This is a genomic window from Thiomicrorhabdus sp. Milos-T2 (assembly GCF_000702325.1).
Classification (GTDB): domain Bacteria; phylum Pseudomonadota; class Gammaproteobacteria; order Thiomicrospirales; family Thiomicrospiraceae; genus Thiomicrorhabdus.
In genome coordinates this window covers 1039334-1058884 of record NZ_KL370891.1, presented here as the reverse complement: position 1 = coordinate 1058884, position 19551 = coordinate 1039334, and the positions used below count along the sequence as shown (strand labels likewise).

The 19551-nt window shown below is 37.1% G+C and carries 22 protein-coding genes; 9 read left to right on the top strand and 13 right to left on the bottom strand.

Going from position 1 to position 19551, the window contains the following annotated elements; translation table 11 throughout:
• Positions 1 to 41: 41 nt before the first annotated feature.
• Positions 42 to 938, top strand: a complete 897-nt coding sequence (locus BS34_RS0104715) for a cobalamin-binding protein (protein WP_051640686.1) — start codon at positions 42 to 44, stop codon at positions 936 to 938.
• 187 nt (positions 939 to 1125) lie between these two features.
• Here BS34_RS0104715 and BS34_RS0104710 read toward each other — a convergent pair whose 3' ends face one another.
• From BS34_RS0104710 to BS34_RS0104690, 5 genes are all read right to left on the bottom strand, one after another.
• The gene (locus BS34_RS0104710; protein ID WP_029407393.1) at positions 1126 to 1329 is read right to left on the bottom strand and encodes a G protein-coupled receptor family protein; all 204 of its coding nucleotides are present in this window, start codon (positions 1327 to 1329) and stop codon (positions 1126 to 1128) included.
• Positions 1330 to 1341: 12 nt separating this feature from the next.
• On the bottom strand, positions 1342 to 2103 hold the full coding sequence (gene kdsB / locus BS34_RS0104705; RefSeq protein WP_029407392.1) for a 3-deoxy-manno-octulosonate cytidylyltransferase: 762 nt from the start codon (positions 2101 to 2103) through the stop codon (positions 1342 to 1344).
• 21 nt (positions 2104 to 2124) lie between these two features.
• Positions 2125 to 2325: a Trm112 family protein gene (locus BS34_RS0104700; RefSeq protein ID WP_029407391.1), complete on the bottom strand. Its 201-nt coding sequence runs from the start codon at positions 2323 to 2325 to the stop codon at positions 2125 to 2127.
• 97 nt (positions 2326 to 2422) lie between these two features.
• Positions 2423 to 3460, bottom strand: a complete 1038-nt coding sequence (gene lpxK / locus BS34_RS0104695) for a tetraacyldisaccharide 4'-kinase (RefSeq protein ID WP_029407390.1) — start codon at positions 3458 to 3460, stop codon at positions 2423 to 2425.
• Positions 3457 to 6087 carry a DNA internalization-related competence protein ComEC/Rec2 gene (locus BS34_RS0104690; RefSeq protein WP_029407389.1) on the bottom strand — a complete coding sequence of 877 codons (2631 nt, stop codon included), beginning with the start codon at positions 6085 to 6087 and terminating at the stop codon, positions 3457 to 3459. Before BS34_RS0104690 ends, lpxK begins: the two co-directional genes overlap by 4 nt.
• Here BS34_RS0104690 and BS34_RS0104685 point away from each other — a divergent pair.
• Positions 6086 to 6604, top strand: coding sequence for a DUF2062 domain-containing protein (locus BS34_RS0104685; RefSeq protein ID WP_029407388.1), 519 nt, complete (start codon positions 6086 to 6088; stop codon positions 6602 to 6604). The two genes, BS34_RS0104690 and BS34_RS0104685, sit on opposite strands and share 2 nt — an antisense overlap.
• A gap of 190 nt (positions 6605 to 6794) precedes the next feature.
• On the top strand, positions 6795 to 7250 hold the full coding sequence (locus BS34_RS0104680) for a CZB domain-containing protein (protein ID WP_029407387.1): 456 nt from the start codon (positions 6795 to 6797) through the stop codon (positions 7248 to 7250).
• Between the two features lie 162 nt (positions 7251 to 7412).
• Here the strand turns inward: BS34_RS0104680 and BS34_RS0104675 are convergent, their stop codons facing one another.
• The gene (locus BS34_RS0104675) at positions 7413 to 9803 is read right to left on the bottom strand and encodes a Lon protease family protein (RefSeq protein WP_029407386.1); all 2391 of its coding nucleotides are present in this window, start codon (positions 9801 to 9803) and stop codon (positions 7413 to 7415) included.
• Between the two features lie 513 nt (positions 9804 to 10316).
• Positions 10317 to 11534 (bottom strand): ammonium transporter, encoded by a 1218-nt coding sequence (locus BS34_RS0104670; protein WP_029407385.1) that lies wholly within the window; start codon positions 11532 to 11534, stop codon positions 10317 to 10319.
• Between the two features lie 139 nt (positions 11535 to 11673).
• Between BS34_RS0104670 and BS34_RS0104665 the strand changes: the two genes are divergently transcribed.
• The 4 genes from BS34_RS0104665 (at position 11674) to BS34_RS0104650 (ending at position 15327) form a co-directional block, all read left to right on the top strand.
• Positions 11674 to 12690 (top strand): 1-aminocyclopropane-1-carboxylate deaminase/D-cysteine desulfhydrase, encoded by a 1017-nt coding sequence (locus BS34_RS0104665; protein ID WP_029407384.1) that lies wholly within the window; start codon positions 11674 to 11676, stop codon positions 12688 to 12690.
• Positions 12691 to 13023: 333 nt separating this feature from the next.
• Positions 13024 to 14148: an NAD(P)/FAD-dependent oxidoreductase gene (locus BS34_RS0104660; protein ID WP_029407383.1), complete on the top strand. Its 1125-nt coding sequence runs from the start codon at positions 13024 to 13026 to the stop codon at positions 14146 to 14148.
• Positions 14149 to 14249: 101 nt separating this feature from the next.
• Positions 14250 to 14636 carry a DUF6858 family protein gene (locus tag BS34_RS0104655; protein WP_029407382.1) on the top strand — a complete coding sequence of 129 codons (387 nt, stop codon included), beginning with the start codon at positions 14250 to 14252 and terminating at the stop codon, positions 14634 to 14636.
• 187 nt (positions 14637 to 14823) lie between these two features.
• The gene (locus BS34_RS0104650; RefSeq protein ID WP_029407381.1) at positions 14824 to 15327 is read left to right on the top strand and encodes a hypothetical protein; all 504 of its coding nucleotides are present in this window, start codon (positions 14824 to 14826) and stop codon (positions 15325 to 15327) included.
• A gap of 110 nt (positions 15328 to 15437) precedes the next feature.
• Here the strand turns inward: BS34_RS0104650 and BS34_RS0104645 are convergent, their stop codons facing one another.
• The 6 genes from BS34_RS0104645 to BS34_RS0104620 form a co-directional block, all read right to left on the bottom strand.
• Positions 15438 to 15707: a type II toxin-antitoxin system RelE family toxin gene (locus BS34_RS0104645; RefSeq protein WP_029407380.1), complete on the bottom strand. Its 270-nt coding sequence runs from the start codon at positions 15705 to 15707 to the stop codon at positions 15438 to 15440.
• The gene (locus tag BS34_RS0104640; RefSeq protein WP_029407379.1) at positions 15697 to 15906 is read right to left on the bottom strand and encodes a type II toxin-antitoxin system RelB family antitoxin; all 210 of its coding nucleotides are present in this window, start codon (positions 15904 to 15906) and stop codon (positions 15697 to 15699) included. Before BS34_RS0104640 ends, BS34_RS0104645 begins: the two co-directional genes overlap by 11 nt.
• Positions 15907 to 16141: 235 nt before the next feature.
• Complete coding sequence (locus tag BS34_RS13145; protein ID WP_255327150.1) at positions 16142 to 16273, bottom strand: hypothetical protein; 132 nt, start codon at positions 16271 to 16273, stop codon at positions 16142 to 16144.
• Positions 16274 to 16492: 219 nt separating this feature from the next.
• Complete coding sequence (locus tag BS34_RS0104630; RefSeq protein WP_029407378.1) at positions 16493 to 16819, bottom strand: carboxymuconolactone decarboxylase family protein; 327 nt, start codon at positions 16817 to 16819, stop codon at positions 16493 to 16495.
• A gap of 220 nt (positions 16820 to 17039) precedes the next feature.
• A complete protein-coding gene (gene greB / locus BS34_RS0104625) occupies positions 17040 to 17516 on the bottom strand; it encodes a transcription elongation factor GreB (RefSeq protein WP_029407377.1) in 477 nt (158 codons plus the stop codon).
• Between the two features lie 90 nt (positions 17517 to 17606).
• Positions 17607 to 18239 carry an arylesterase gene (locus BS34_RS0104620; protein WP_029407376.1) on the bottom strand — a complete coding sequence of 211 codons (633 nt, stop codon included), beginning with the start codon at positions 18237 to 18239 and terminating at the stop codon, positions 17607 to 17609.
• Positions 18240 to 18271: 32 nt separating this feature from the next.
• Between BS34_RS0104620 and BS34_RS0104615 the strand changes: the two genes are divergently transcribed.
• Both BS34_RS0104615 and BS34_RS0104610 read left to right on the top strand, forming a co-directional pair.
• Entirely contained in the window at positions 18272 to 18532 is a 261-nt protein-coding gene (locus BS34_RS0104615) for a transporter suffix domain-containing protein (RefSeq protein WP_051640685.1), read from the top strand.
• Positions 18533 to 18765: 233 nt separating this feature from the next.
• Positions 18766 to 19551, top strand: a complete 786-nt coding sequence (locus tag BS34_RS0104610; RefSeq protein ID WP_084151563.1) for an ABC transporter ATP-binding protein — start codon at positions 18766 to 18768, stop codon at positions 19549 to 19551.

The following is a 19551-nucleotide window of genomic DNA, read 5'->3' as shown; positions in this document are numbered from 1 at the left end:
TGAGAACAATAGTATTTAGAAAAATTATATTGAGAACAATAATGTTTAATTGGAATAAGCTCATCGCATTTCCGTTATTGACTTTATGTTTAGTTTTTATAAATTACCAGGCCTGGTCAGCCGAATTTATACCAAAACACCGCATTATCTCTTTGGCACCTCATATTACCGAGATGGTTTATTCTGCTGGTGCAGGGGAATATCTGATTGGTGTAAGCGACTATTCTGACTATCCTGAGCAAGCAAAAAAACTACCTTCTGTGGGTAATTATCAGACCATAAATATAGAAGCGATTTTGGCTCTCAAACCCGATTTAATCATTGCATGGAAATCATCTATTAGGCCGCAAGATATTGCAAAATTAAAATCACTTGGATTAGAGGTTTGGTTAACACAAATACAGTCCTTACAAGATATTCCCAACCTCATCAGCCAAATTGGTCAACAAGCTGGTACTTCAATGATTGCAAACCAACACGCTAAAAAATTAAATTCAACCCTAAATCAATTAAAAACACTTTATCATCACAAACAGAAAGTCTCTGCGTTTTATGAGGTTTGGCAAAAACCTTTAATGACCGTTAATGGCAAACAATTTATTAGTTTAGCGATGAATATTTGTGGCGCACAGAATATCTTTTCAGACCTACCCATATTAGCGCCACAAATTAATATTGAAAGCGTCATTCAAAGCAACCCAAAGGTCTTTTTAATAGGTGGGCAAAAAGAATTTCAAAATAATTGGAAACAGCAATGGCTAAAATATCCATTTTTGGATGCCGTTAAAAACCAACATATATTTCTTTTAAATAATAATTTATACCAACGACCAACTGCACGGTTTATTAAGAATTTGCCTGGTTTATGTAGTTTAATAGACCAAGCAAGAGAGCCAACTGCCCTAGATAAACTAAAAGAGACCTTTGCACGAGAGTAAGCACGAGTAAAAATGGTTAAAATTAACCCGATTTTTGTTGAAAAACTTGCGAATAGCTAGCTATTCCCTGCGTTTTCCGCCGCAATCAGTCAAATTTTTCCTCATTTTTCTTTCGCACCTATCTCGTGCAAAGGTCTCTAAAAGAATAATGCGCGACAACGTTAGATAAAAAAACGCCTAATAAAAATTAAGCATTATTAGCAAAAATCAAAAAATAAATCATATAACCGCCATACATAACCACCATAACAATACTCATTAGGGTGATGGGTCTTAAGCCTTTTTGCTCAACCACAATGCCTTGCGCTTCTAGTTTACGGTTACGGATTTTTTGTTTAATTAGCCAGTAAAAAAAGTAAATAACGGCCATTAAGGTAAGGTATTTAAGCATAAAAATCTGAGATTAATTTGGGGCTAACAAGCTACGAACTTGCTTTAGGTCGTCAGCGGTATCCACACCAACACCAGCATCACATAGCGCATCTAAAACTAAAATATCAACCCCATGCCAAAGCACACGTAATTGCTCTAATTTTTCAACATGTTCTAAATCACACTCTGGCCAAGCCACATACTGTTTAACAAAACCTGCACGATAAGCGTATAAACCAATATGGCGTTTATATGCCCAATTAGTAGGTAAGGTTTTAATCTCTTGAGAAAAGGTATCTCTGGACCAAGGCAGTGGTGCACGGCTAAAGTTAATCGCAAAGTTATTAACATCTCTAGAAACTTTCACTGCGTGTGGATCAAATACGGTTTCAACAGAATGAATAGGCTCACATAAGGTGGCCATTTGTATGTGTGAATGAGTTTCTAAGCCTTCGGCCACTTGATGAATTAATTCAGCAGGCAACATGGGCTCATCACCCTGCACATTAACAATAATTTCATCTTCTGCAATACCAGAGAGTTCAATCACTTCGGCAATACGCTCTGTGCCTGACTGATGCTGGTCACCAGTTAAACAGACCTCCGCACCAAACCCCTCACAGGCCTGTTTTACTTGCACTGACTCGGTGGCAATAATAATACGTTGCGCTCCCGATTTTTTTGCTTGTAACCAAGTCCATTGAATCATCGGTTTACCGTGAATATCCATTAAAGGTTTACCAGGTAAACGACTTGATTCAAAACGGGCAGGAATAATAATGCAAAATGACATATAAAGATTCTACGTTAGCGCTTAGCTTTTTTGTTTACGAAACGTTTCCGCTTCTTCAGAAGTTAGCTGACGAGCTTCGTCTTCCAATAAAATGGGAATACCGTCTCTAACCGGAAAAGCTAAATTGGCTGCGGTAGAGATTAACTCTTGAGCGTCTTTATCATAGATAAGTTTTATTTTACTCACCGGACAGACTAAAATTTCTAGTAATTTTGGATCCATTTTTAACTCTTATAATTAATTGTTAGCCTACACGAATGGGATTCGTACCAAGCTCTCTAATTTTATTAATTGAATGCTGCCTAAGTTATCAAGCGTTTTACTTACAACGTTGAATAATCTCTTTAATAATCTGTTCATCGCATTCAGCAGCCACTTGTAAGTACCACCAATGCTTTTCAGATTCTGCAAATTGAGTACATTTTACCGCATCTTTTTCCGTCATAACCAACGGTTTTCGTTCTATTGATTCACCAGACTGACTAATGAGCTTTTCTAAATCGGTTTTTTGATAAGCATAATGATCATCAAATGCCTGTTCCTGTGCTTTTAAACCCATATTTTGCAGGGTATCAAAAAAACGTTTGGGGTTACCAATGCCCGCAACCGCTAAAACCGATTTTTCTGAATATCTAGCTATAAAATCTTCAATACTTAGACTAATATCCGGCCATCCAACCATTCTAAAACAGGCTGGTTGCAATTGCATGGTAGAAGGATTTGATTGTGCGATGTCTAATTGAGGAATAGATTCCGTTTTCGCTAAGCCATTCCATACAATAAAATCGACTTTGGTAATACGTTTTAAGGGTTCTCTTAAGGGGCCAGCGGGAATACATTCACCATTACCAAACTGCCTTTTAGCATCGATTAACACAATCTCTATATCTCGTGCTAAAGCATAGTGTTGCAAACCATCATCACTAATCACAACATCACATTGAGCTTTTTTATTTAACAGCTGTAATGCTTGTAAACGCTTTGGTGCAACCGCGACAGCACACCCCGTTTGCTTATACAACATTAAGGGTTCATCGCCACAATCGCTTGCCTGACTGCTCCCCGTTACCCAATAAGGCCATTGGTTATTTTTAGCGCCATATCCTCGACTAATAATACCTACCTTTAGGCCTTTTGCTTGCAAACTCTTTGCCAACCAAATAATAAACGGCGTTTTACCTGTACCGCCTACAACGATATTTCCCACTACAATCACTTTTGCCTGAGTTTGATTTGACGGAGGAGCGCTTTTAAATTTTTTAAGGCGGCGAGAAGCCTCCCAACAGACTAATTTTGCCAGCGGTAACAATAACTGTGTTTGCCAAGTGTTCTTAATCCAAAATTGTGGCCAGCTCACTGATAATAGGTTCCTTGCTGAGATTTTAAACAGGTGTGATGATACCATTTATGTAGCGATTTGCGTGCTTGATAACGCAAATCTATAGCAAAATTATTTAACTCAAATGAGACCGCACCAGAACAAGCCGTGTTCCACCATTTAATTGGGTTTTGTGGATTGAGTGCTTGCAAACGTTGAATTACCGCTTGGTTAGGAAAATGATAGCGGTTTAAATACCCCGCAGAAAAAACAACCTTAGTTGGATTTACTTTTTGTAAAAATTCAGTAGAACTGGAATGTTTACTGCCATGATGTCCCGCTACTAATAAATTGGCTTGAAGTTTTTCTGTTTGGTGTTGATAATTTTGCCATAAAATTCGCTCGCCTTTTTGGCTTAAATCCCCGGTTATTAATACACTTTGTTTATCATTGGTTATCTTTAAAACGCAAGATAAATCGTTATCAGACTTTAGGCCTTTCGTTTGGGTTGGGTACGGAGACATCACTTCAAATTTAATACCATCAAACCACCAGGCCTGGTCACTTTTACACTGCGTAAATCTAGCTGCATCTTTATCCTTTGATAAATCATCAAAACCCACTAATTGATTCACTTCTTTAGGTTGACCACTGAATCGTTGTTTTACCGTTATATTATCTAAAACGCTTTTAGTCCCGCCTGCGTGATCAATATCACTATGACTAATCATCAGTAAATCAATAGACTGCCAACCTTTTGATTTTAAATAAGGTAATAACACGGCTTTAGCTGCGTCGGTGGTATTTCCCCATTTGGCCCCCGTATCATAAACAACCACATGATTTGCGGTTTCAATCACAATAGATTGCCCTTGCCCAACATTCAAAACCGTTAACCAGGCATGCTGATTATGCTTTTTGGCGTCAAACAGGGGTCTTTCCAAAGTGTACGGATAAAAAATTAGAGCCACAAAATAAAAACTTAAAATAGGAATTAGCCACCAAGCTGAAATGTCCCACCGTCTTTGTATATACCTAAAAACAGATAAAAGTGCCCCTAAGGCCAATAATACAAAAGCAAGCCAAATCCAAGAGTGTTGTAGACTCAGAACATTAACCTTAGGTAAAGCCTGTATCCATTCTAAATACGTCCAAAGTTGCGACCATAACCAGTCAAAATTTTTAAAATAAAACTGAGCTAAATCAGTAGAAAACAGGCCTAGAAAAACGCCTAATAACAGTCCTGGTAAACCTATAAAGGAGACAAATGGCACTGCAACCAAATTCGCTAACAATCCATATAAAGGAACTTGGTAAAAGCTCCAAATAATTAAGGGCGCTAAGCCCGCTGACAACATAAACTGCATGGCAATGAGTTGTTGCCATTTAGGCTTTTCTTTAAAAAACTGCAAACTAATAAATATCATCGCAACCGCAGAAAAAGAGAGCCAAAACCCCGTACTTAAGACAGCGCGAGAATCCCATAAAACCACTAAAAATGCCGCCATCGCTAAGGCATACCAAGGTCTAAAACTTCTTCTTATCAACAAAAAAGCTAATAGACTTACCACCATAATCCAAGCTCTTTGAGTGGGAATAGCGCCTCCAGAAAATATTAAATATCCGGTGGCAAACAAAATTCCCCCTAAAGCGGTAAAGGTTGGCAAGATCATTAATTTTTGACGGTAAGCCCCTAACCACCAAAATAACTTAAAAACCCAAAAACCAATCAGTGCCATAATCCCCATGTGCAAGCCTGAAATAGCCATTAAGTGAATTGTTCCCGTTTGTTGAAACAATTGCCAAAACGAATCTTTTATTTGCGTTTTATCCCCAATAAGTAATGCGTTATATATTCCGTGGTTATCCGTTTTTCCGTAAAGCGTCGATAAATAACTTGCCAAGTGTTCACGCCAAACTAAATAACTCCAGTTGCTTCTATCTTGTAATTTCAATGCCGATACTGCAGTAATAGCAGACAAAGACTTATTTTTAATTTTAACCCCTGAAATAGGGGCTTTTGCCAAGATATGGTTTTGAAACAACCAGGCCTCGTAATCTCGTGCTCCAGGATTAAGGGTGGCGTGATTACTTTTTAATTTTGCATAAAATCGCCATACCTCACCCGTTTTAGGTAATTTTTTTAGACTAAGGTATTCTTCTTTATTCATGTACCAACTAAATTTAATAATGGGTTTTATCAATAACCAGGCCTGGTCGTTGGTATTTTGTTTAAAACCACTTACATGGGGTTGTGTTATTCGGTTTAATTTGGCAACAAATGCCAGTTTATAGAAATGATGCGTTTGAGAAACTTTAGGGGATTGAATAAGCTTGGCTTCTAACAAAGCTTTTTGATTATAGAATTGTGAATCAATATGCGGAGAAAGTGTATTTTGCCAGAAGACAATATTTACCCCAACAATAAAACCAAATAGAAAATTAACAAGAGTTAATCCACCTTCTCTAGAAGAGAGGCTATAAGCCCTTAATTTTGAATTTAATAATGATGAACTATTTATTAATTTTTTTATTAAAAAGAATAGCAATAGCGGCAATAGGGTCAAAATAAACCCTACCCAACCGTTCCAAAAGGGTAGATAAGTTGTTAACTGATAACATAGAATAACACTACACAATAAACCGATAATAAACTGAATAAACATGCCAAAAAAACTCATTAAACGTTATCTACCCAACCCTGACAAAATTAAAAAGATGCAAGGCCTTGGTATTCTTGGTAAATGGCTACACAATCCTAATATTTGGCACCTTAATAGACATTCTGTTTCTAAGGCTTTAATCATTGGCCTTTTTTGGATGTCTATTCCCGTGCCTTCTCAAATGATTGCTTCTGCAATTTTTGCTGTTATTTTTAGAGCTAATCTTCCAATTAGTGTTGCCCTAGTTTGGATAAGTAACCCATTAACCATGGGCCCAATTTTTTATTTTAACTATTTGGTTGGAGCCTATATTCTTGGCCAGGATGCGACGGAAGACCTGGCATTTGAATTAAGCTGGCACTGGGTTGTTAATGTTCTAGGTGATTTATGGATTCCCTTATACTTAGGTAGCGCTGTTGTAGGCTTAGTTTTAGGGTTAATGTCTTATTTAATTGTGAAGTTTCTTTGGCGATTTCACGTTATCAAAAACTGGAAGGCAAGAAAAAATACTTTATCTTAATAAACCCAATAAACCCAATAAACCCTATTAACAGCACCATACATAAGAGAATAACACTATCAAATAAGCAATAATATTTATTAATATTTTTTTTTGAAAGTTTGATTAAATTTGACTTGTTTTATCTCTGTTCTTAACTAGAATCAAAGTAAGAAAAGTATAAAAACTAAATTAATAAGGGATTCCAACAATGACTAAGAAGGACATCGTCATACAATTAAGGGCTGCTAAGGCTGCTCATATTCAGTGGCGAGCTTATGCACAAGCTATTGTAAATGGATTTTCTGTGGACCAAAACCACGTACCCGTTATTCATACCAACTGTAAATTTGGACAATGGTATTACGGTAAAGGGCAAATGCTTTCAAGCATTCCAGGCTACTCTTCGATTGATGCGCCCCACGCAATGCTTCACCAAACGTATATGGAAATTTTTAAACTCATGTTTGGTCAAATTCAAAAGCCAAAAGGCCTTTTTGGCAAAATGTTCTCTTCGGAAGATAAAATCCGCGAAAAAAATGCAAAAAAAGCGAATGAAGAGATGGAAAAATTAATTGATATTTCTGAGACACTGCTTTCTGCACTAACTTCTCTAGAAAAACAAGTCATGGAGCTTTCTGATGAAGAGGTATCTAGACTATTCTAACTAGACTATTCTAACCACACTTTTTTTGAGCTAATCTTTTATCGTTATTTACCAAATAGTTTAATACCTCGAATAGTTAATAGCTCAAATAAAAAAACCGCTACATTTAATATAATGAGTAGCGATTTTTTAGATACAAATTTATTGAGCATTTTTTAAACATTATTCATGCTTTAAGTTCATATCCTCTAAAGACTTAACCACCCGAGCATTCACGCTATTTTTACTAAACTTACCTTTTTTAGTTAATTTACCTGCTTTTACTCCGGTAAATAGCGCAATTGCATCATCAATATGGCTCATTGTATAAATATGGAAGTCGCCCTGTTCAACCGCTTCACGCACTTCAGTGTTTAACATTAAATGACTGGCATTGGCTGATGGAATAATCACCCCTTGCGTTCCCGTTAAGCCTCGTTCATGACAAATTTTATAGAACCCTTCAATTTTCTCATTCACACCACCAATTGGCTGAATTTCACCAAACTGGTTAATGGAACCCGTAATCGCTAAATCTTGTCGCATTGGCAACTGTGCTATTGATGAAATTAAAGCTAATAACTCTGCAGAGGAGGCTGAATCACCCTCTACTCCATTATAAGATTGCTCCATAACAATAGAACCACTAAATCCTAGAGCACGTTGCTTCATATATCGACCACGGAGGTAGCCTGATAGAATCAACATTCCTTTAGAGTGTATTGGGCCAGCCATCTCAACTTCACGCTCAATATCCACCACACCTTCATCTCCGGGTGAAGCTTGTGCAGTAATGCGAACTGGCTGACCAAATGATTGACGACCAACCGTCAAAACAGTTAACCCATTCACCATTCCTATATGTTCGCCTTCCGTTAAGATTAACACCTGCTGTTCTGTAATAGCGCGATGGTAATACTCTTCCATTAACCCAGTATGAAATTCACGTTGCTGTATGGTATCTTCAATGGTCTGACGACTAATAAATTCTTCACCATTTGCTCTTGCAAAAGCATTTGCCTCGGCTAACACATCTCTTAAAATAGCTTTGTTACTGTACAAACGACTTTCGTCTTCGGCCATTCGTGAAGCATATTCAATTAAACGCTCAAATGCAGAGGGTTTAACCGGCAAGTCATCCCAACCTTCTATTTCTGAGGCCAGCTGTTTAGCCAATGTCACTTCATGCTCTGGTGTTCTAGCCAGTTCAACTTCAAATTCTACTTGTACTTTAAATAAACGACTAAATTGTGCATCAATCTCTTGTAAAGCATAAAAATGCGCGGCTTGACCAACCAAAACTAAAGTTAGATTCAGTGGAAAATCAGGCAAGTGATAAGGAGCAACACTGCTTGAAGAAGGCACTTCAAAACTTAATTTTTTACCCATTAATGCTGCTTTCAAATTAGACCAAATGTCAGGATCTTTCAAAATAGACTGAATATTTAAAATTAAGTAACCGCCATTCGCCTTTTGTAATAGCCCCGCCTGGTGGCTCATTGCTAGACTTACGGTATCTGTCGCCGTTGCCGCTGCGGAATTAATGGTATAACCAAAAAGTTTTGGCGTAGTGGCATTTTGTTCATAAATAATAGGCGCATGTTTTAAATCACGATGATCAACCAGTAAGTTTACTTCAAAGATAGATAAGCCCTGCTGCTCAGAGAGTAATTCATCCATACTTGATTGATTATTAGCAGTAACCTGGTCTGCATTTTGATCCCAAAACAGATGCAATTTAGAAACAATGCTATTTTGTAAGTCATCAAGATAGGCAACAACCTCAGGTGTTTTTGCAAACTCCATCTTTAAGGTTTGTATTAAAGGTTCTAAATGCTCATTAGCTACATCGGTGTTTAAGTGTTTTCCCGCATCCATGTATTCATGCTGTAAAAATGGAAAATGCGTTAAACCTTTATTCAAAGCTTCTTCAACTTTGTCAAAAGCGTCTAAAAAATGTCTTTGAATCTCTTCATCAAAGTTTTTAAGTTCAGCCGCGCGATAATTCTTATCATCAATAACGGCTGATAGAACAAAATTATTTTCCGATTGATTTATGGCAATACTCAACTCTTCCGCTAATTCAAAAGCTGGCTCTAATACCGCCTCTTGCTTTTCATTTAACTCATTTTCTAATGCCTGACTTCTTAACTGATAGGCATGGCCATCAAACAAAACCGGTAACTGAGTTTTTAACTGGGTTACAAAAGCTTCTACTGCGGTTTTAAACTCAATCCCAACTCCTGCTTCAAAATAAAGATACTGGGTTTTATTTGATTCACCAAAATCAGAGACTAACACCACATCATTAGGAATCTCTTTTTGCTTTGCCGACTCGGTTAGCATAGCCTTAGTCATACCAATACGGCCAATACCAGGTTCACCCATAATAAAGATATGATTATGATTGCGCTTCATGTGCAAACCAAAGTTTAGAGACTGATACGCTCTAGGATGAAAGTGCTTCATAAAATCTAAGATTTCAGCATCTTTTCCTTTAGTATTTAACGGATTAAAATCTGATTGAGAAAGGTCAGTAAAACGATAAAGTTCTTCAGAGGTTAGCTTTTGCATAAGTTGATATTTTCTTCTTATTGAGACCTTTGCACGAGATAGGTGCGAAAGAAAAATGAGGGAAAATTTGCCTGATTGCGGCGGAAAACGTAGGGAATAGCTAGCTATTCGCAAGTTTTTCAACAAAAATCGGGGGAATTTTAACCATTTTTACTCGTACATACTCTCGTGCAAAGGTCTCTTATTTTAGGTCTTTAAATGTTAATTACACTATAACAAAAAAGCCCGCAACTAAGTGCGGGCTTTTTTAGTATTTAACGTAATTAAATCTACATTTCTAAATGCATTTTGAGACCTTTGCACCCAAGGGCATAAACACGAGATAGGTGCGAAAGAAAAATGAGGAAAAATTTACCTTATTGCGGCGGAAAATGCAGGGAATAGCTAGCTATTCGCAAGTTGTCGCCCAACGGAAGTACCCTTGGGGTACAACAAAAATAAGGTGAATTTTTACCCTCAAGGGGCACCTAGAACCATTTTTACTCGTGCATACTCTCGTGCAAAGGTCTCATCTTAATAGTCATCACGCGGTGGATTAGCATGGATACGGTGAATAGATAAATCCGCACCTTCATATTGCTCATCATCACTCATACGAATTGCAGAAAATGCATTGACTAGTAAGTAAACAAGGTAACCACCAACAAAGGCAATACCCACTCCCATTGCTATTCCCACTAACTGAGACACAATGGAGACTCCGCCTAGACCACCTAAAGTTTCAGAACCAAAGATACCTGCTGCAAGCGCACCCCAAACACCAACTAAACCGTGTAATGGCCAAACCCCTAATACATCATCAATTTTTAAGGTTTTTTGCGTCCATGTAAAGGCTTTAACAAAAAGAGCTCCAGCCACTAAACCAATCACTAATGCGCCTAAAGGGCTCACAATATCAGAACCCGCACAAATTGCTACCAGGCCTGCTAAAGGTCCATTATGAACAAAACCTGGATCTTTATCACCAACAAAGGTTGCCGCTAAAATACCACCTACCATCGCCATTAAAGAGTTCATAGCCACTAAACCTTGAATTCCTTCAATGGCTTGAGCAGACATGACGTTAAAACCAAACCAACCCACAGATAAAATCCATGCACCTAAAGCTAAAAATGGAATACTTGATGGTGGATAAGAGTGGCGAATATTACCCTGTTTGTCATAACGGTTGTGACGAGCTCCTAGCACTAAAATTGCGGCTAAAGCAATCCAACCGCCAACGCCATGCACAACAATAGAACCCGCAAAATCATGAAAACCAGCTCCAAAACTTTCTTCTAACCAAGCTTGTACACCAAAATTTCCATTCCAAGAAATGCCTTCAAAAAACGGATAGATAAATGCCACGATTAAAAAAGTTGACATTAATACAGGATAAAAACGAGCTCTCTCTGCAATACCACCAGAAACAATGGCCGGAATAGCTGCTGCAAAAGTCATTAAGAAGAAAAACTTAACTAACTCATAGCCAGATTTTTCAGTCATAGCTTGAGTTAATTGACCATCAACGTTAAAGCCCCAAAATACCCCGTAGGCAATGCCGTAACCAATGAAGAAATAAGCAATGGTCGATACGCCTAAATCACTCATGATTTTAACCAGGGCATTTACCTGATTTTTATGCTGTACCGTACCCACTTCCAAGAATGCAAAACCTGCATGCATAAATAGTACTAGAATGGCACCTAGTAGGATAAACATTACATCCAAGCTTGTTGTTAGCTGTTCCATTCGACTCCTCGTTGAGCTTTTAGCTAATTATTGAGATAAAATTTGATATTAAAAACTGACTGTCGTACCGCAGTCTAAAAATTAAAAATAGACTAAAATCTATTTCATAAACGACAAATTGTAACAAAATTAAAAAAATATGACAGCCAAAAACCCCATTAAAACGCCTTTAACCCCCCTAGATTCAAGGCTGTTTGATAAATACCAAGTTAAAGTTTGGATTAAGCGTGATGATTTAAACCATCCAACAGTACAAGGCAATAAATGGCATAAACTTAAATACAATTTACAACAAGCACGCAAAATGAATAAAACCACCTTATTAACCTTTGGTGGCGCTTATTCTAATCACATAGTAGCCACAGCCGCTGCCGCTAATCATATGGGTTTTAAAAGCATAGGATTTATTAGAGGAGATGAGTTAGCAAATCATCCCGAGAAGTGGAGTCACACATTAAAAACAGCAGCAGCTAATGGGATGCAATTACAATTTATAAATAGACAAGATTACCGTCAAAAATCAGATGAAAACACGCTAAAAAATTTACAGTTACAGTTCCCACAGGCTTATATATTGCCAGAAGGCGGTACAAATGATTTGGCCGTTTTAGGGTTTGATGATTTAATGACAGAAACCACTCAACAGTGCCCTGATTGGACTCATCTTTTTACCGCGACGGGAACAGGTGGGACTTTAGCCGGATTAGTTCACGCCAGCCAAAATTTAACACCTAAAATAACACCCAAAATAACACCCCAGTCAAACACTAAATCTGAGAATAAAACCAAAACTTTATCACGCCATATTTTGGGTGTTGCTGTTTTAAAAAATGCCGACTATTTAATTCCCCAAATTCAAAATTTGATTTACTCAGCATCCCAAAAAAAATACCACAATGACGTTAATCCAAATCAAACCCTACCGGTAAACTGGAGGTTGCTCACCCAATATCATGGAGGTGGTTACGCCAAACAGTCTTCAGAAAGCAGGCAATTTCAAACCGAATTTGAAAGTCAATTCTCCATTTTATTAGACCCTATCTATACAAATAAAATGGTATATGCCTTTTACCAAGAACTTATAAAAGGCAATATAAAACCAGGTTCAAACATTATTTTATTACACACTGGCGGCTTACAAGGTAGAACAAGATGAAGCACAATTAAAATTAACTTTAACAAATAAAGCATTGTTATAAAACAATAAAAACTAATATTAAACATCAGTTTCAATTAAATACTTTTATTAAAGTCTTTTATTAAATTTCTCACTTAACCCTACTAGCGCTAATTTCACCAGACAACAATTCTTACTCTGTAGATATCACACTTTTGATTTTTAAATCAATCGTTCTATTTCTTTTCTCTTTCTTAAAAGACCATAAGTTTTTTTTGTTATGATTCATATATAAATTTGAATGGAGTTTATCTCCCTTGTTTATAAATTAAACTTATAATAGACAAAGTATAACTAATGGAAATACCCCAAATGAATATTACTATCCTAGGAACAGGTTTTGCCGCATTAACGGCTATTAAACAAACTCGTAAAGCAGCCCCTAATTCAAACATTACGGTTATTGCTCCAAACGAAAATTTTATGTACTACCCTAGTTTAATTTGGATCCCAGCTGGGATTCGTAATGGGGATGATTTAAGCATCAATCTACACAACTTTTTTAATCGTCAAAAAGTTCAGTTTATTCAAGCTAGCGTAGAAAATATCACTAACGGCGGACGCACTGTTGTTACCTCTAATGGCGAATATCAAAACGATGGTTTAATTATTGCAACGGGTGGTCGCTTTATTAAAAAACTACCTGGTATTGAACATGCCATTACTCCTTGTGAAGGAATTGATGCTGCCAACCGAATTAAATCTCGTTTAGACGGTATGACGGGGGGCACCATAGCAATTGGCTTTGGTGGTAATCCTAAAGAGCCATCAGCCATGCGGGGTGGTCCAATGTTTGAGTTCTTGTTTGGAATAGACAATCTACTTCGTCGTCAAGGCCGTCGTGATAAATTTAAAATTGTCTTCTTTAACCCTGCACCAGAGCCTGGCAAACGCCTTGGGCCAAAAGTTCCTGGCAACCTAGTTAAGATGATGAATAAAAAAGGTATTGAAACCCATCTAGGCAATAAAATGGTCGGTTTTGAAGCTAATAAGGTTAAAACCGAAGGTGGTGAATTTGACGCTGATTTAATCTTATTTATGCCTGGAATGACAGGACCTGCTTGGTTACCAAACTCAGAATTACCAAAATCTGCTGGGGGAATGATTGTAGCCGACATGCACGCTAAAGTAGAAGGCTATGATGATGTTTATGTAGCTGGTGATGCAGGAAGTTTCCCAGGGCCAGATTGGCAAGCTAAACAAGCTCACGCTGCTGATCTACAAGCCACTGCAGCGGCAAAAAATTTAGTTAAATCTTTAAATGGCCAAACAGACTTTGAAGAATTTAAACATGAATTAATCTGTATTGTCGATACCCTCACTCACGGTATTTTAATTAAACGTACAGACAAAGGCACAACTTTACTTCCACCATGTCGTCTACTGCATTTCGCTAAACGTGCATTTGAATGGATGTATCTGCGCCAATATCGTTAAAAATCTTTACCGGCCTGAAATTTATACTCACCACACCCCGCAAGGGGCTATACAGGCCTGGTAACACTAATTTTCGCCGTTTTATTACTAAGGAACCCAAAATGAAACAAAAAATCTTTAAAGAAAAATACCCTATTTTTGCACTAGAAATCACAAAAGAAGAATCAAAATTTGACAATGTTCCAGCTATTTTAGATTTTCTACACGCTCAAGTAGAAGCACACCCAAAAGCCGTTAACATTGCACGTTTTGATCACTTTAGTCATACAAAAAGCATTAATGGTGAAATTGGTGAAGGCATTCAAGATGCGCAAAACCTAATTCTTTGTTTTGGTATGCAGTTACCTTCAGCGGACCCTGTTGCGGTTCGCCCACGTTCAATTGGTGTAACTGACATGGGTGATCACTTTGTAATTAACTTTATGGAAGCACCAAATCCTATCGCCAACGAAACAATGGAAGCTTGGGCAAAACAATTAGTTAAATAATTCAATTAGACCAATCTACCCAAAAGCCTCGTTTAGAATTCACTTAAACGAGGCTTTTTTATAGTTATGCTTAGAGCTAAATATTTCATTTTCAACTATCGTTACAATTAGCATTCAAAAACTAAAGTATATCCAGTAAACTAAAGATAATCTGAAACATTTAAGAGACCTTTATTGGATAATATATATGTTTGCTAACAAATCAAAACACAACGCCCAGCCAAGCAGTTCTCGTAGTCTGCTGACCATTTTCATTGCCACCCTGTTTTTATACTCAAATATCTCATTAGCAGAAACCCCTACCACTCAAACGGATACCCAAGTCAACAAAACTGAATCCCTACAAAACGCAGAACAAGAATTACATACCTCTCTCGTCTTGACAGCTTTAAAACTAGATTTTTACAACCGCCGTTGTCGAGGTATTAGCGTGGCCAAAAACTTCAATAAAGTTAATCGTTTATACATTACCAAATACAGCTTAACCGCCAATAATTTCATAAAAGACTACATCAATAATGATGTACGCAAAGAAAAAGCCTCACAAGAACGAGACTTTAAAAAAACCTTAAACTCACTTGGCGGTTGTGCTAAAGCCAAACAAAAAGATTGGATAAAAAAGATTCACGACCAATTCAAAACCACACTAGAACAAGCCCAACAATCGGCTTGGTTTCCAGAAGAAAACTAATCAACCAGGCTTTTATCCCCACTTGCGGGGTGCCATAAAATCAAAAAACTATTTATATCAAACTAGACATAAACAACTACTTGCTTAATTTTTTAAACATCCAGTCAAACTTAACGATAAACCTCTTTTCGGTGTCGGATTCGAATCACCGTTACCAAAATTTCTTCCTCAAACAACTCATAAACGACTCGATAATTACCTACCCTAAACTGATAATAAGATGATAATTCACCTACCAATCTTTTACCCTGAAAAGGATTTTTAACCAACTTAGTTTTTATAGCATTAATAATTCTTTGTTGCCAAACCTTATTGATACCTTTCAAATCCTTGATGACTTTATCATCAAAAACGAGTTGGTACTTTACCTCAGAGGCCAAGAGACTTTTCCAATTCTTCAACAGAAATTAAATTACGTTTTTCATCTTTACTACGAACTTGAGCCTCGTAATAATCCTCCATATCTTCTCTATAGTTTTTCAACGCTTCTTTTACAAAAAAACTTTTAGAACGATGCGTTTCATTCGCCAATGTTTCTAAAAACTTCTCCGTATCCGAATCCAATCTTACAGAAAGCATAACTTCAATCCTTTAATTAAAAATGTATGACAAGTATGACATGCATTACAATCTAAAACAATTTATTTCACTTTACGCCAACCTGTTGGTCTTCCAAGCTTTTTTGGTGACCCCCTTCTACCAGTAAGTGACTCAATCTGTGCTTTAAAGTTTTTATTACGTGCTTTCACTTTATCAGACAAGACAACAGTTAATGACTAACCTAACTTGATAAAAATTCATTATTAGATTTAAGTTATTTTCCACTTTTGTGATGCTCAATATTGAAGCTTGGGCATAACTCACTGAAAACTGAGTAGTTGTGTTTTAAATAATCGGCAATAAATAAAATACGTTGTTCCATAGGGTTCACATTTTTCCATGTCATAATCACCTCCTTGAGTGCTTAATAGATTACAAAATGTGTTACCTATGTTTGTGTATCGGACACCCACAAAAAACGGCTTTGACCACTTAATCTTATTAATCTTCTTAATCTTTAAACCGAGATAATAAAAAAGGGCTGTAACACATATGTATACAGCCCTTTCACTTTGATTACTTTAATCTTCGAGACATTCAATTTAACAAGTTTTAGCTAAAATACCTAGCTAAAATACTTATCTAACTCTTCGTAAACCACTTCAATGTACATCAACTTGGGGCCGCCACCCATTACCACCGCCATCATGGCCGCTTCAAGAATTTCTTCTTTGGTTGAACCTGAATCAACACTTCCTTTAACGTGCAAGGCAATACACCAAGAACATTGAAATGCGACACCTAAGGATAAAAGCATTAAGTGTTTAGTTTTTTCGTCGAGCGCACCATCCGCTTCTGCCCCTTTTACAAAGGCTCCAAAACTCTGTAGTTGTTTTGGCATATCCTTCATAAGACGCCCCATCATGGCGCCAGTTTCTTGTAGTCTTTCCATTTTACAAATCCTTCTTACTTGAAATTAAAGCCTAAAAAACCTATTTAATAATTACTATACTGCTCTAGCTGATTTATTATATGAACTTTTTATGTACCTGATTTTGTAAATCTACCAGGCCTGGTAGCTTGCATTATCAAACTTAACAATTTGAATTACATAATGTTTTAGCCAAACTTAGTTAACCAAAATCCAAGCCAAATTCAGTTGAATTAAATGATTATTCTGGGTTGTAACTAATATCGTTCACAAACCAAGTTTTTTTGCCTGTTGGCAAACTGACAATGACTTCGTCATCTACCGCTTTGCCAATGCAGGCCCTGGCCATGGGTGAATCAATGGATATATAGTCTTTTGCTCCATAGATTTCTTCTGGGCCTACAATTCTAACGTTAAGGATATTACCTTCTTCGTCTTCTAGCTCTATCCAGGCACCAAAAAACACTTTGCCGTCCTGTTGCGAGCTGTATTCTACAATTTTTACTTCTTCTAAAAACTTACGTAAAAATCGCACTCTGCGGTCTATCTCTCGTAAACGGCGTTTATTGTATTGGTAGTCTGCATTTTCTGAGCGGTCGCCCAGGCTGGCGGCCCAAGTTACTATTTTAGTAACGGCTGGACGTTCTTTACGCCAAAGTTCATCCAGTTCATCTTGAAGTTTTTTAAAGCCTTGTTTGGTGATTAATTTCGTTTTCATTTTTATATTTAATAAGACCTTTGCGCTCTGTTTGTTCTAATTCTGTTTGCTATAATTCCATTTTTCTAATTTCGTATAGTAAATTATAGTCTAGTGAATGGCTCCGCTACTTTTTAACTGTTTGTGTATGGCTTGCGCCAATGCTTGGTAGCCTTGAGCATTAAAATGAACATAGTCTGATTTCATGGATGGTCGTTTGATTAGATCAGCCACAATATCTTCTTCGAGCGGTATATTAAATTGATTGGCTAATTCTGAATACAACTCTAGCGAACTACCAAAGAGTTTTTTCTCCGGCACGCCCACCAATAAAACGGCAGAACCACTGTTTTGAATCATACTAATCATGCGAGCTAGATTGGCTTTTATTTGAGACTCTGGAACTTTTTGAAGAACATCATTTCCACCTTCTAATAGAATCACTAAATGGGGTTTATATTCCACTAAAACCTTAGAAAGACGAGCTAATCCTTGCTGGGTGGTTTCACCCGAAATACCTGAATTAATAATATTCAACCCAGTCATTTTGGCTAAAACACTAGGATAACTTTGGTTTTTTTGCACACCGTAACCAACGGTTAAACTATCGCCAAAAGCCACAACAACATCCTCTGATTGTAATACGGGCAATTTAGCCTGACTACAAGATGATAATAACAAGACAGTTGTAACAATGCTTAAAACCAACGTTACCAGGCCTGCTGGTATAGTATTCATTTTCATTTTATTTACCAATTAGATGTAGATTTAATCATATGACATTAAAAGCACGTTTTTCACCTTTTATTAAGCCGTTAGCTTACACGCTAATTGCTATTTCTACTATCGCTTGGATGCTAGTTTTTATTATCCCTTTTTTAGAGTTTGGTATTGCAGAAATGGCTGGCATGATTACCGCCTTAATCATAATGGGTGAAGTGACTTTTTATATTGCTATATTATTAATGGGTAAACCTTTATGGGAAAAAATTAAACATTACTGGCTACACAAGATTTTAAACCAACCTAAAGCCTAAGTTAACAGGCCTGGGATTTTAAACCAACTAAGCCTTTATACCGCATTGATGTTGTGTGCGAACATTTAAATTCTTTGTTACTAACTCCCCCCACCTTATTTGCAGCTTGCTAGCAAAAAATGATTTGTATTAAGTCTTAAAGTCTCTAGAGAGTTGATTTTCTTTTTCGTTAATTTTAAGTGATATATACTTAACTTAAAGAGTTAATTAACCTAACTGCAACGGCGACCAATATGCAATCGACCCAAACCCAGATATCAGAAAATAACCAACTTTCTCAGTCTATAGAGAAAGAAGTGGTATTTGAGCTAGAAGGCATAACTAAAATCTATCAAATGGGTGAGGTACAGGTGCATGCTTTGCGCGGTGTAGATCTTAAACTTTATGAGGGTGAACTCTCCGTTTTACTAGGTCCATCTGGCAGTGGTAAGTCAACGCTTTTAAATATTTTAGGCGGATTAGATACCCCCACAAAAGGGTCGGTTATTTATCACAAGGTTTTGGATGATAAAGATGAAATCATTGATTTAAGCGCGGCTTCGGAGCACCAACTTACTGAATATAGACGCTTTAACGTGGGCTTTGTTTTTCAATTCTATAACTTAATTCCTAGCCTAACTGCTCGTGAAAATGTAGCCGTTGTTACTGAAATAGCGAAAGCACCGATGACACCTGAACAAGCCTTAGAATTAGTTGGCTTAGGTGAGCGTTTTGACCACTTTCCGGCACAACTTTCTGGGGGGGAACAACAGCGTGTTGCCATTGCTCGTGCCATTGCTAAAAACCCAGATGTGTTATTGTGTGATGAACCGACTGGTGCATTAGATTCAAAAACAGGCATTAAAGTATTAGAAGCATTACAACGTGTAAATCAAGAATTAGGTACCACTACAGCTGTCATTACTCATAATGCGGGAATTGCTCAAATGGCTAATCGAGTCATTAGCTTATCCGATGGTCAAATCACAGATATTCATACCAATAAAACCTTAATATCACCTAAAGATTTAAGCTGGTAA

What these genes read in the sequence shown, in the direction of transcription:
- BS34_RS0104715 (WP_051640686.1), top strand. Translation starts at nt 42, where the DNA reads ATGTTTAATTGGAATAAGCTCATCGCATTTCCGTTATTGACTTTATGT.
- BS34_RS0104710 (WP_029407393.1), bottom strand. Translation starts at nt 1,329, where the DNA reads ATGCTTAAATACCTTACCTTAATGGCCGTTATTTACTTTTTTTACTGG.
- kdsB (WP_029407392.1), bottom strand. Translation starts at nt 2,103, where the DNA reads ATGTCATTTTGCATTATTATTCCTGCCCGTTTTGAATCAAGTCGTTTA.
- BS34_RS0104700 (WP_029407391.1), bottom strand. Translation starts at nt 2,325, where the DNA reads ATGGATCCAAAATTACTAGAAATTTTAGTCTGTCCGGTGAGTAAAATA.
- BS34_RS0104685 (WP_029407388.1), top strand. Translation starts at nt 6,086, where the DNA reads ATGCCAAAAAAACTCATTAAACGTTATCTACCCAACCCTGACAAAATT.
- BS34_RS0104690 (WP_029407389.1), bottom strand. Translation starts at nt 6,087, where the DNA reads ATGTTTATTCAGTTTATTATCGGTTTATTGTGTAGTGTTATTCTATGT.
- BS34_RS0104680 (WP_029407387.1), top strand. Translation starts at nt 6,795, where the DNA reads ATGACTAAGAAGGACATCGTCATACAATTAAGGGCTGCTAAGGCTGCT.
- BS34_RS0104675 (WP_029407386.1), bottom strand. Translation starts at nt 9,803, where the DNA reads ATGCAAAAGCTAACCTCTGAAGAACTTTATCGTTTTACTGACCTTTCT.
- BS34_RS0104670 (WP_029407385.1), bottom strand. Translation starts at nt 11,534, where the DNA reads ATGGAACAGCTAACAACAAGCTTGGATGTAATGTTTATCCTACTAGGT.
- BS34_RS0104665 (WP_029407384.1), top strand. Translation starts at nt 11,674, where the DNA reads ATGACAGCCAAAAACCCCATTAAAACGCCTTTAACCCCCCTAGATTCA.
- BS34_RS0104660 (WP_029407383.1), top strand. Translation starts at nt 13,024, where the DNA reads ATGAATATTACTATCCTAGGAACAGGTTTTGCCGCATTAACGGCTATT.
- BS34_RS0104655 (WP_029407382.1), top strand. Translation starts at nt 14,250, where the DNA reads ATGAAACAAAAAATCTTTAAAGAAAAATACCCTATTTTTGCACTAGAA.
- BS34_RS0104650 (WP_029407381.1), top strand. Translation starts at nt 14,824, where the DNA reads ATGTTTGCTAACAAATCAAAACACAACGCCCAGCCAAGCAGTTCTCGT.
- BS34_RS0104640 (WP_029407379.1), bottom strand. Translation starts at nt 15,906, where the DNA reads ATGCTTTCTGTAAGATTGGATTCGGATACGGAGAAGTTTTTAGAAACA.
- BS34_RS13145 (WP_255327150.1), bottom strand. Translation starts at nt 16,273, where the DNA reads ATGACATGGAAAAATGTGAACCCTATGGAACAACGTATTTTATTTATT.
- BS34_RS0104630 (WP_029407378.1), bottom strand. Translation starts at nt 16,819, where the DNA reads ATGGAAAGACTACAAGAAACTGGCGCCATGATGGGGCGTCTTATGAAG.
- greB (WP_029407377.1), bottom strand. Translation starts at nt 17,516, where the DNA reads ATGAAAACGAAATTAATCACCAAACAAGGCTTTAAAAAACTTCAAGAT.
- BS34_RS0104620 (WP_029407376.1), bottom strand. Translation starts at nt 18,239, where the DNA reads ATGAAAATGAATACTATACCAGCAGGCCTGGTAACGTTGGTTTTAAGC.
- BS34_RS0104615 (WP_051640685.1), top strand. Translation starts at nt 18,272, where the DNA reads ATGACATTAAAAGCACGTTTTTCACCTTTTATTAAGCCGTTAGCTTAC.
- BS34_RS0104610 (WP_084151563.1), top strand. Translation starts at nt 18,766, where the DNA reads ATGCAATCGACCCAAACCCAGATATCAGAAAATAACCAACTTTCTCAG.